The organism is Halobacteriovorax sp. HFRX-2_2 (assembly GCF_043196705.1).
In the GTDB taxonomy this organism is placed as follows: domain Bacteria; phylum Bdellovibrionota; class Bacteriovoracia; order Bacteriovoracales; family Bacteriovoracaceae; genus Halobacteriovorax_A.
Genome location: NZ_JBEBMT010000002.1, coordinates 649,791 through 660,570, shown reverse-complemented (window position 1 = coordinate 660,570; position 10,780 = coordinate 649,791). Strand labels below are relative to the sequence as shown.

Annotated in this window: 9 protein-coding genes and 1 pseudogene; 1 reads left to right on the top strand and 9 read right to left on the bottom strand. The window is 36.7% G+C overall.

Translation table 11 applies throughout. The features are described from left to right. Window positions 1–232, bottom strand: a pseudogene (locus tag ABMA79_RS08465) (S-methyl-5'-thioadenosine phosphorylase); the annotation flags it as partial. A 5-nt stretch (window positions 233–237) separates the two neighbouring features. Next, on the bottom strand, window positions 238–831 hold the full coding sequence (locus ABMA79_RS08460; RefSeq protein WP_392859476.1) for a class I SAM-dependent DNA methyltransferase: 594 nt from the start codon (window positions 829–831) through the stop codon (window positions 238–240). A gap of 118 nt (window positions 832–949) precedes the next feature. Here ABMA79_RS08460 and ABMA79_RS08455 point away from each other — a divergent pair, with 118 nt between their 5' ends. Next, window positions 950–3,937: a hypothetical protein gene (locus ABMA79_RS08455; protein WP_393091809.1), complete on the top strand. Its 2,988-nt coding sequence runs from the start codon at window positions 950–952 to the stop codon at window positions 3,935–3,937. Window position 3,938: 1 nt separating this feature from the next. On the opposite strand, the gene ABMA79_RS08450 is transcribed toward ABMA79_RS08455, so the two are convergent. Genes ABMA79_RS08450 through ABMA79_RS08420 form a run of 7 tightly spaced genes read right to left on the bottom strand, consistent with a single transcriptional unit; the run spans window position 3,939 to window position 10,629 of the window. After that, entirely contained in the window at window positions 3,939–4,406 is a 468-nt protein-coding gene (locus ABMA79_RS08450; RefSeq protein WP_393091806.1) for a chalcone isomerase family protein, read from the bottom strand. Beyond that, window positions 4,399–5,091 (bottom strand): fatty acid desaturase, encoded by a 693-nt coding sequence (locus tag ABMA79_RS08445; RefSeq protein WP_393091803.1) that lies wholly within the window; start codon window positions 5,089–5,091, stop codon window positions 4,399–4,401. Before ABMA79_RS08445 ends, ABMA79_RS08450 begins: the two co-directional genes overlap by 8 nt. An 18-nt stretch (window positions 5,092–5,109) precedes the next feature. Beyond that, complete coding sequence (locus tag ABMA79_RS08440; protein WP_393091800.1) at window positions 5,110–6,129, bottom strand: SAM-dependent methyltransferase; 1,020 nt, start codon at window positions 6,127–6,129, stop codon at window positions 5,110–5,112. Between the two features lie 9 nt (window positions 6,130–6,138). Next, window positions 6,139–7,395, bottom strand: coding sequence for a class I SAM-dependent methyltransferase (locus ABMA79_RS08435; RefSeq protein WP_393057593.1), 1,257 nt, complete (start codon window positions 7,393–7,395; stop codon window positions 6,139–6,141). A 2-nt stretch (window positions 7,396–7,397) separates the two neighbouring features. Continuing rightward, the gene (locus ABMA79_RS08430) at window positions 7,398–8,180 is read right to left on the bottom strand and encodes a DUF1365 domain-containing protein (protein WP_393091797.1); all 783 of its coding nucleotides are present in this window, start codon (window positions 8,178–8,180) and stop codon (window positions 7,398–7,400) included. Continuing rightward, window positions 8,177–9,415, bottom strand: coding sequence for an NAD(P)/FAD-dependent oxidoreductase (locus ABMA79_RS08425; protein WP_393091794.1), 1,239 nt, complete (start codon window positions 9,413–9,415; stop codon window positions 8,177–8,179). Before ABMA79_RS08425 ends, ABMA79_RS08430 begins: the two co-directional genes overlap by 4 nt. Continuing rightward, entirely contained in the window at window positions 9,415–10,629 is a 1,215-nt protein-coding gene (locus ABMA79_RS08420) for a DUF1295 domain-containing protein (RefSeq protein ID WP_393091791.1), read from the bottom strand. The genes ABMA79_RS08425 and ABMA79_RS08420 overlap by 1 nt, the downstream gene beginning before the upstream one ends. Between the last annotated feature and the right edge of the window lie 151 nt (window positions 10,630–10,780).

Here is a 10,780-nt window from a genome sequence, read left to right as displayed (position 1 = left end):
CCACTCCAAGAGACTTTAGAGCAAAAATATTGGCGCGGTAATTGATATCTGAAGGACTAATATGATGGCCCTTCCCGTGGCGAGTAATAAAGAAAAATTCGCTACCATTGATCTTTAAATGATCAATGTTACTACTTGGATCTCCATAAGGAGTCTCTATCTTTAATGAGTCGACTCTCTCCATAAGATCAAGATCGTAAACCCCGCTTCCACCAATTACACCTATTTTCATATTACCTACTTATAAAATACTGCTAAGAATTGATTGTACTCACGCCCATTCTTAGTACGTGAGTTAATTGTTTCTATCTTCACATTAAGATTTGCCTTGTCTGCCCAAGAAGCAATTTCTTCATTAGAGAAACCAAAGTGTTTCACTCCCATTCCTTTTGGATCAGGATGAAAGCTTCCATCTTCAGACTCAAGATCAACGATGGCCATCTTTCCACCTTCATTTAACATGCCAGCAAGCTTCAGCGTCATTTGTTCAGGAGAATCAAGATGATGAAAAGTCATCGAACTTATAATCAAATCAAATTTTTCATTGAGCTCTTGATTTTCTAAATCAGTATTGACCGATTTAATATGATCGTAGTCAGCTGTTTTCTTATTGAAAACTTCAAGCATACCTGTGGATGTATCCACTCCTGTGATACTTTTAGCATCATCGATAAACTCAAGGCCAAAAAGACCTGTTCCACATCCAAAATCAAGAAGATCGACTTTACGAGAAAGATTAAGACGTTCTCTGGTTTTTTCTGCAAGCGTTTGCATTAGGGAAATCTTATCTTCAGAGTCCCAAGTATTGGCCGCATGATTAAAATGTGACATATTTTTTCTCCATAAATGACTAATTTCTAAACGTTATAATATCTAATCAAAAAACATGTTAAAAGTCATATTTTTTACCCCTATTCTTCTTCAGAAAATACTAAGAAAAAAGCTGTAAATGACCGATAATAAAGGTATGAGAACAAGGCTTCTTTTGCTATTTACAGGTATTATTATTGCAATAAATACTTTTGCGCAAAGTGCCTCAGTCATCGAATCCCACCAAGAATATGAAATAGCGGCCTGCCAAGATATAGAATCAAATAACCAAAATGATGAATACTATATTGGTTGTGAAAATGGACGAATCAATTACTTTGAAGATTTCTCAGTTCTGTCAAAGTCAGCAAGTGCTATTGAAAGAAATATTTACGAAGACAATCTTCTAAGTGAGCTAAGAGAATTCACAATAAGAGAACTTAGAAAGAACAAAGCATACTTTGATAAAATAAAAGAATGTCTCATTTCAAATAATCCAAATTGTAACGAGATCAAAGAGTCCATACTTAATACAGTAAGAACAGAATCTCCAAAACTTAGGGCCACAATGTCTATGATGGTCCCTCCCCCAAACTTCCAGAGGATGAAACCAATCCTCTATAGCACATCAATAAAGCATAAGTTTCAGAATAAAGAACTTAAGCCATTAACTAAAGATGAAAGAGTAAAAATTGAAGAGGAAGCAAAGGCAATAAAGTATCACTTTAAACAAGCTTGGTTTGAGGATAACTTTGGCAAAAACAAATGTATCGAAAAGTTATCACCTAATTCTTTTCGCTTTCTTCCTACTAAAGGACGTTATTCATGTGAGTCATTTCACCAGCGAACACGAGATAAAGCGGTTGCTCTCAATATGGCCAACTACCGTAAAGAACTAAAGAAAGAGTATAATAATAAATTAGCAAGTAATCCGATTCTAGCACATATTGATCTTAGAGGAACTGAGAGCAATAAAGAAATCCTTAGCGAAGTCGCTACAGTCATTTCAAACTTGGCCAAACAAACAAGTCTTTCAATTGATAGACTTTCACATTTAAAAAAAGAAGACGAAGCGTCTCTAATTCGAAATGATAATATTTTAAATTCGTTTATTAAAGACAGAGGAGTATCAAGGGTTCTTTGTGATGTCTCTCAGAACCTAAAAGATCAAGAAGAGTTTAATGAGATAAAAACTGACCTCGCCCTAGCAGGGGCAGCACTTATAGGTGGTGGAGTATGCGCCTTCACTGCAGGGATCGGGTGTATAATAGGAGTCGGTGTTGCAGCTGAGACGATTGGAATTAGTATTGCTCAGAACCGATATGAAGAAGCTGCTCTAGCATTCAACTCTGGTCTTACAACAGCTCAAATATATGAGGATCGAAAATTTGAACGAGATTTCACACTCCTGCTTGCTCCACTTTCTGTCACAGGAGAATTTATCGGAAGTGGCGTCAAGTTCACTTCTAAAGCAATACGCTACTCCCCTTCTGGAACAAGTGTCGACTACGATCTAAAGGGGATAAGAAAAAGAGATCAGTATCGTCAATCAACATTCATAAATCCGAACGAAAAAATTGGAAGTAAGGCCGAGTTTATTTCGAAGTATGAAGACTTCGTCCTCACTGGCCCAGAATTAAATAGTCGATGGATTCAAAATGCAAGGGCCACGAATGCATCTCTTTACTTAGATATTGAAAACTCTGCTCTAAAAAGATTAAATGATACAATTGGAGACAAGAGTCTTGTGACATCACTAACAAATGCCCACAAGACAATTATCGCTACGAGAATCAATGAGTTATTAAAGAAGTATCCAAATATAGATATTGAAGTCTATTCAGACTTCAAATCAACGCGCTTTGCCTTTGTTCCAAAAGACATATCAAGTGAAACTAAGGCCCAATTATCAAAAGAGCTCAATAGTGTTTACCAAGAAGCAAATAGCGAATTTGCCGATATGATTAAAACAATGGAGGGAATCCCAACAACTGAAAATATTCGAGGTTGGTTTCAAGCAGGAATTGGAGAGACGGCAGACGAGGCAGGACAGGCATCAAAGAGGAGTCGTTCGGTAGATCGTTCGGGTCAAATTGCAAACTTTCAAAAAGTTAAATTTACGATCGAAGAAGAAGTTAAAAGCATCACGAAGTATACAGATAAATTGAATCAAAACCACCCTCTTGCAAAGGTAGAGCTTATTGAGAGAGTAAGTGATCAAAAATCTTTTGTACCTACTCTCGAAGTTTTTGAAGTGGCGAGAAAAATCACAGGTCCACCTTCTGCTCAGGGAGAATCCCTTGCCAATGAATTGAATCGTCGCTTTGGAAGTAAATTATCAATTCAAGATGGGCAAGAATTAATGAGCTATATTAAAAACCTTGACTCCCTAACACCTGGGCTCTGGATTAAAGAGCGTGTTAATGCAAATTTAAACGATGCAACTTTAGGGGGAATGTCAGGAGATATCACAGGAATGGGAGCAAGAAATATTCGCCAAGTTGCATTTGATATTCTTAATACTGATAAAGAATCACCTTCTGATATCGTCAAGGCCACAAGAGCTGGAGAAGAGAAAGTAACAAAAACCTTTGACCAAATTAAAACGAGATTCAATCAAATTGTAAAAGATGTTTTAGATGAGCGACAAATTGAATACTCCAATGCTTGTAGTGGTGATGACTGTGTCATGATTCCATCAAAAGAATTAACGGCCAAAGATCAGATTGCACTTGTTAGTAAATTCGCATCTCAAGAAAACCCTTCACAGTACAGATTAAGTATTATACCAGCAGGAGTTAAACAGAGTGATCGAACAAACTTGGCCGTCCATGGAGAGCTCGTGGAAAAGCACCTAAGGAAGATTCTGACAGGTGTTGGTGATGGAAAAATCAACCACTCAAAACTTAAGAACTTAACAATTGCGACGAAAATGCCTACACAAATCAAGCAAGGAAAAGTTGACCTTATTATAGGAGTTAAAGAAGAGCTACAATTCACACCTCGTGAGCAAGTACTAATTCAGAAGGCCCTAAAGGAGTCGATTGAAAAAGTGAATAATGAACTAGGAACTGAAGGGGCCGAAAAGAGCAGTAACTATAGTGCTGGGACTATGGCATGGATCTAAGTTACTTTAACAAGTCTCTTTTTAAATCAGAATCAACTGGGTACTCACCAATCCATGGGGCATGGGCCAATCCATAGAGTTTTTTATCATCCTTACGTTCAAGAATGATCTTATCATTCTTTTTTATGACAACTTGATCTCCATTAAGCTTATAGATGGAAATGATATCTCCCTCTTTAACATCGACACTACTTTCAACAAATGCCTTCAATTGATTTTCAATATCATCATAGTGCTTTAAAGATTCCTGCCACCCTTTTTGTGAAAGTTTCTTTTCGATATCTCGAAGATATCTAATCTTAAGTAATTCAACATCATCACTAGAGTTTTTAAAGTAAGAGACTTCATAAACATCCCATATAAAATATGACAAGGTCCCCTTTCCAATCAGGCGCAGTTCACTATTTGCAGCGCTAGCGTAGAAAGTAAGAAGTCCTAATAATATAATATTTCTCATTAGTTTAATCATAGTTCACCACCTTGGCCCTTTTTAAAAACTTAAGAGCAATAAAAGTAAAATCAAGCTCAAATTCTTTATCTGCAAAATTCAAGCTAGTCTCATTTGCATGATGATTATTTTGATATAGCTCACCCATCATTAAAAAATCAATTAAGAGAGTATTTTTGGAGTGGTCATCCAGATTATGATTTCGATAGCCATATTTATGGCCACACCAGTTTACAATCGCTCCGTGAATTGGCCCTAAAAAACTATGAATAGGAACTAATAGAAGATACCAATATGAGTCCGTGAATAATAAATACATGAGCGTATAAAGCACGACAAAGAGCAATCTGACGAATACGGAATCAGCGAAAGCAACAACACTAGGATATTTCTCTTCTTGTGTTTCTACGCTCATGTACTCCCTATAAGTATGAAACATCATAGAGATAATATTTTTACTAACAACTGGAGAATGAGGGTCTCCAATGTCATCTGAGTGTATATGATGATTTAAATGCAATGCTCGATAATGTTGAGGACGCAAGAAACTAGGCCCTTGTGCAATAATAGTAAGAACCAAGAAGAACTTGTCCCAAGCAGGTGTTAGCTTACAAAGTCCATGTGATATATAACGATGTAAGTAAAAGGACTGACAAAATAATGACAAGTACCAATGGATAAATAAAAAGCATATTGCAAAAATCATTTTAATCTCCGTGTTTGACTACTTCTTTTCAAATAAGAAGTGTCCAACAAACCATTCCTCACCCTTGTCATGGCCAAATAACTCGGCACAAGATGCAAAAAATATCTTCCAACGATGAAACCAAATATTTGCCTGGTCTTCACCATAGGTAGCGGCCATAACTTTCAATATTTCAGAACGCTTCTTCTCCATATTTTGAAACCACTGTTCTGATGTCTCTTGATAATTGGCACCATTAACCTTCCATTTTTCTACTAGTTTGAAACTATCTTGCACCTTCTCAAATAGGTCAAAACTAGGCATTACTCCCCCAGTAAAGAAATATCGCCCCATCCAATTGTCTTCTCCCTGAGTTTCAAAGAAATACGAGGCATCTTTATGGCAAAAGATATGTATAAATAGTTTTCCATTGTCTTTTAACCATGAAGAGACTTTAGAGAATAAAGAATTATAGTTGCGCATATGTTCAAACATTTCGATCGAAACAATTCGATCAAACTTACGATCAATACTAAACTCATTGATATCGCATGTTTTTATCTCAAGGTTGTTTAAGGAGCGCTCTTTAATGCGATCTTCAATAAACTCTCTTTGCCCATTGGAGTTAGATATGGCAATGATTTTTGAATTTGGAAACTTCTTCGCAAGATAGAGGCTTAGTGAACCCCAACCACAACCTAATTCAAGTATATCCATACCATCTTCAATCTTGGCCCTTTCGCAATACTTTTCAAGCATTGCACTTTCCGCTTCATCAAGAGTCTTAATCCCATCATCAAAAAGAGCACTTGAATACTTTAGGTTAGCTCCTAAAACTAACTTAAAGAACTCCGGTGGAAGTTCATAGTGTTGCTCATTTGCTTTATCGACATCTTCTGCAATAAGAGACTTGTTGAATTCTTTGATGATTCCATTCTTATGGAACTCAAGATTTTCATTAATTTCATCCTTACGTTGTTTAATTAATTTTCTTATCCCCATTCTAATTAATGGATCAGGAATAAAACCTCTTTCAGCAGCACTCATTAATATAGACATCATATCCTCCTAAGATCTGTATAACGGTTTTCCAAAGACTAAATGAGAAACACCAATGGCCCTTTCACTAAAGCCCCCTATGCAATACGAAAAGTAGAAATTCCAAAGTCGTTTAAATTGTTCGTCTTCACCAAGTTTTGGAATCTTATGTGTTTCGTGATTGAATCGATTCTGCCACTCTTCTAGAGTGCGAACGTAGTCCTGAGCGAAGTCGACTTGAGAATATAGGCGCATATCTGAAACTTTCTTAGCGGCACCTAGGACAGCATGAATCGAAGGAATAAAACTTCCAGGAAAAATAAACTTCTTAATAAAGTCTAACTCTTTTACAGCTCGATCATATTCTTGATCATTAATCGTAATTATTTGTAAAAGAGCAAGGCCGTCTTCTTTGAGGACGTCAGAGATTTTCTTAATATACGTATTTAAGAATTTTTCACCAACGGCTTCAATCATCTCAATTGATACGACACGATCAAACTGTCCTTCTAGCAGACGATAGTCTTTCTTCAAAAGAGTAATCTTATCCTCAAGGCCCGCTGCCTTAATTCTTCTGCTAGCTTCTTCATATTGATTTTCTGAAATGGTCGTCGTTGTAACATGACAGTCATAGGCTTGAGCGAGATGGATAGCAAGAGCTCCCCAGCCAGTACCGATTTCGAGAATATGATCACCTGCCCTAATATTTAATCGTTCACCGATAAGTTTGAGCTTATATTGTTGGGCCTCTTCTAAAGTAGAGTTTTCATTTGCAAATATTGCACTCGAATACATCATAGAATCATCTAAGAAGTGCTTAAATAATTCATCTGGTAAATCGTAATGGGCCTCAATATTCTTCTTAGAGCCAGTGAGTGTATTTCGACTTTGCCAATACTCTAGGAATCTCGCTGGTTTTAAAAGGTTTACAAAGCCAGAGTCCATCTCACTAAGAAGGCCTTTATTGATAGCAAATACTCTCATAACATTACTTAAATTTGGAGTATCCCATTTCTTTAGGATATAAGACTCTGCAGCACCAATGGAGCCCTTGATAAAAATATCTGTAAAGAAGCTCTGGTCATGAATAATCATTTCAGCACTAATGCGTTTAGGGCCACGGCCAAGTGTATGCTTCTTACGGCCAACATAAATCGTTAGCCGAACATTTTCTAACAGGTCCAATTTCTTTAGAATTGCATCACGAAGAGTTCGAAGGAGAACACCTGGTGCATCATCTTTATTTAACAATTGAGACTTTTCAATAGTTTTGATATCTGGTTTCATTATTACTCCTTTATATTCGCTTGTGAGAATAAATTCCTGCGACTATCTGGGTTTGGATGATCATAGAAAGGCACACCTTTAATCCATAAGAGGAATGCTTGAAAGTAAATGCCAAAGACAACCTTCAGAGTCATCAAAGGGAATTTAATTAAGACTCTGTTCAGCGCACCTTCAGTGGCCTCGACCTTCTTTAAGTTCATATTTGCAAAGAAGACCTTCTCTCCTTTATCAAATGTTTCCATATTTATTTTTAATAAATTATTAGGCTTAGAGAATTTCCAATCATATGCCAAGGACATTGGAAAGAAGGGTGACACATGAAATTTCTTTTCAAATTGTACCTTGATCTCATCTTTGCAAGATTTCGTTGCATCAACAACGTAGCAAAACCTCTCGCCCCAAGGTGTATTTTCAATCTCGGCCATAACAGCGTCGATCTCACCTTCCTTGTTAAAGCAGTAGTAGAAAGTAACGGGATTAAAGCAGTGACCAAAGTATCTAAGACTTGTCAGCATTCTAACGGCCCCTTCACTCTTGCGCCCAAGGTGCTTTTCAACAGTCTCTAAAACTTCATCTTTAAGACTCTTAGTCTTATCACCGTGGTAATCACTTCTTTTAAAGTAAGCTATATTTCGTTTCATATAAGACCAGAAAGGAGAAAGTGAGAAAAACTCATCCACCTCATCTAAATCAAGATAAACGAGAAAGAGCTTGTACTTAAAGAAGTGTACTTTAGGACGAGAGCGAGAATGAATGACGACTCCTTCATAAAGGCACGATTTCATAACTTCTCCAATTCCTCGATAACTCTCAAGGCACTAAAGACACCGTCTTCATGAAAACCGTTACGCCAATAAGCTCCACAATAGTGAGTACGATTGTGTCCACTAATTTCATGCCACCTTGCTTGGGCCCTCATCCCATCTAAAGTAAATAGAGGGTGCATATAATTCATTTTTTTAAGGATTGTATCTTCCTTTATAGGGCGATATGGATTTAATGTGACATTGAAATTCTTATGAAAGTTGATCCCTTGGAGGATATTCATATTATAAGTGACAGTTGAGCCAACAGACTCCTCTACTGGTAACTGATAATTCCATGCTGCGACAGCAAGCTCTCTTTTAGGTAAGAAGCTATCATCTGTGTGAAGATAAGTAGGATTGTCAACATAGGGAATCGCAGAAAGTAATTCGACTTCTTTACTTGTTGGACTCTCTAATAGCTTTAAGGCAGTATCTGAATGTGTTGCAATGATAACTTGATCAAAGTTCTCTCGGCCATCTTTTGTTTCAATTATAACTTGTTCTCTTTCACGAGAGATATATTTAACAGGAGATTTCAACCTTATTGAGTTCTTAAAGTGTGGCACCATTTTCTTAATATATGAATTTGATCCACCTTCAATCACATACCACTGTGGCCGATCATCAACTTCTAAGAAGCCATGATTTTCAAAGAAACGTAAAACGAATTTGGCAGGAAATCGCCAAACGTCAACTGGATCAGTCGACCAAACTGCCGCCATCATTGGTACGATATAATAATCAATAACACTCTTCTTAACTCCCCTTGTTTCAAAGAAATGAGAAAGAGAAATATCACCAGAGTCATTACATAAAAAGTCCTTCGCTTTTTTGTTAAAGTCCATAATTCCATTAATCATGGAGTAAAACCAAGGTCTAAAGAGATTTCTTCTTTGAGCAAATAGAGTATTTAACGTAGTGCCATTGTATTCAAGACCTGTCTTATCACAATGAACACTAAAACTCATTGAAGTAGGCTTATACGCAACACCTAGTTCTTCCATAAGACTTAAGAAATGAGGATAAGTCTTTTTATTGAAGACAATAAAGCCAGTATCAATTCTAAACTCTTGCTCTTCGTATTCAATTTCATGAGTATGAGTGTGGCCACCAAGATAGTCATTGGCCTCAAATAGCGTAATATCATGCTTCTTCGAAAGCTTATAGGCACATGTCAAGCCGGAAATACCAGAACCAATGATTGCAATTCTCATTACTGCCCCTTTAGCCTATTCTTGATATACTTAATTAAGGAACCAAGTATTGGAATATGCTGGTAAATGAACTCTCCCATATCAAAATAATCACGATGGTAGCTTACGAGGCCAGCTTCATTAAATTTAATGACAGAGTTTCCATGTAAGATTACAGGTTTCCCAGAGTTCAGATTAGGCGTAATAAGAATCATCTTCCAAACAGCAACATGATGATTTCCATTTGAAATAATTTCGGAAAATTCAAAACGAATATCTTCAACTCCTTGATAAATTCCTCGATAATAGTCTTTAACCGCATCAAGTCCTTTATGCTCACCGATGGGATCAATGAAGAGCGCTTTCTTGTCATAGAAGTCATTTAAGATTTCAATATTATCAGCTCGAAGCTCGTTAAAGACCTTTTCAATTTGTTGCGCTTGTTGATTTTGATTATCTACGCCTGCCGCCTTTAGCTCTTTCACACTGACTCCTCCAATTAAACATATTATTAAAACAAGTTTCATGGCCCTTTTTGGAAACCATAAGAGAAAACGATTTGTTCTCTTTTGATACTCTCGGTAAACTTCTCCTTTAGACTTCAACGATGACTCCTCTGCGGGAGGAACTCCTGTAACAGAAGTAATAAGATAAAGCATGATGATATATGGTATAAAACCAATGAAAGTAATAGGTCGTGCCATATCAAGGCCATAAACTCCGTATGATAACCAAATTAATGTTTCAAAGAAGTAATTCGGATGACGTGAGTACTTCCATAATCCAATATCACAAACTTTACCTTTATTATCCTTAGAAGAAATAAACCTTTTAAGTTGGCCATCAGCAGTCATTTCCCCTAATAGTGCAATGATGAATATGGAAAGACCTAAGAAGTTAAAGGCTGTTAAGCTTCCCACTTCAAGAAGAAATAGAGGTAGCGACAAGACAACTGTGAGAATGGCCTCGCCAACAAAGAGTCCATAAAGGTAAACACCATACATAACCTTCCACTTCTTCTTTAAATTTAAATAACGACTATCCTCTCCAGTCTTTCTAATCCTTTGAAATAAATGTGTACTTAAGCGCAGTGACCAGAATGAATAAAGGAGGCCGAGTAAAATGAACTGAGATGACTCAAGTAAACGAGGCTCAGACAAGAGCAAAGTAGCTATCACGATGAGAAAGCTTGAGCTCCAGTAAAAGTCCAAGTATGAGAATATTTTAATATTCAAAGAAATGAACCACCCTATAGAAAAATAGAGAATAACTAAGAATAGTATGAGCACGATTACATCAAACACGGTCAGTCCTTTATTTGTCTTATGCCTATGGATACGAGCATATTTAAATAAAAGATCACCCTCGAAGAAGAAAACTCTATTT

Bases quoted from the DNA above. Each gene is read 5' to 3' on its own strand.
- ABMA79_RS08460 (WP_392859476.1), bottom strand. From the start codon at position 831: ATGTCACATTTTAATCATGCGGCCAATACTTGGGACTCTGAAGATAAG.
- ABMA79_RS08455 (WP_393091809.1), top strand. From the start codon at position 950: ATGACCGATAATAAAGGTATGAGAACAAGGCTTCTTTTGCTATTTACA.
- ABMA79_RS08450 (WP_393091806.1), bottom strand. From the start codon at position 4,406: ATGATTAAACTAATGAGAAATATTATATTATTAGGACTTCTTACTTTC.
- ABMA79_RS08445 (WP_393091803.1), bottom strand. From the start codon at position 5,091: ATGATTTTTGCAATATGCTTTTTATTTATCCATTGGTACTTGTCATTA.
- ABMA79_RS08440 (WP_393091800.1), bottom strand. From the start codon at position 6,129: ATGTCTATATTAATGAGTGCTGCTGAAAGAGGTTTTATTCCTGATCCA.
- ABMA79_RS08435 (WP_393057593.1), bottom strand. From the start codon at position 7,395: ATGAAACCAGATATCAAAACTATTGAAAAGTCTCAATTGTTAAATAAA.
- ABMA79_RS08430 (WP_393091797.1), bottom strand. From the start codon at position 8,180: ATGAAATCGTGCCTTTATGAAGGAGTCGTCATTCATTCTCGCTCTCGT.
- ABMA79_RS08425 (WP_393091794.1), bottom strand. From the start codon at position 9,415: ATGAGAATTGCAATCATTGGTTCTGGTATTTCCGGCTTGACATGTGCC.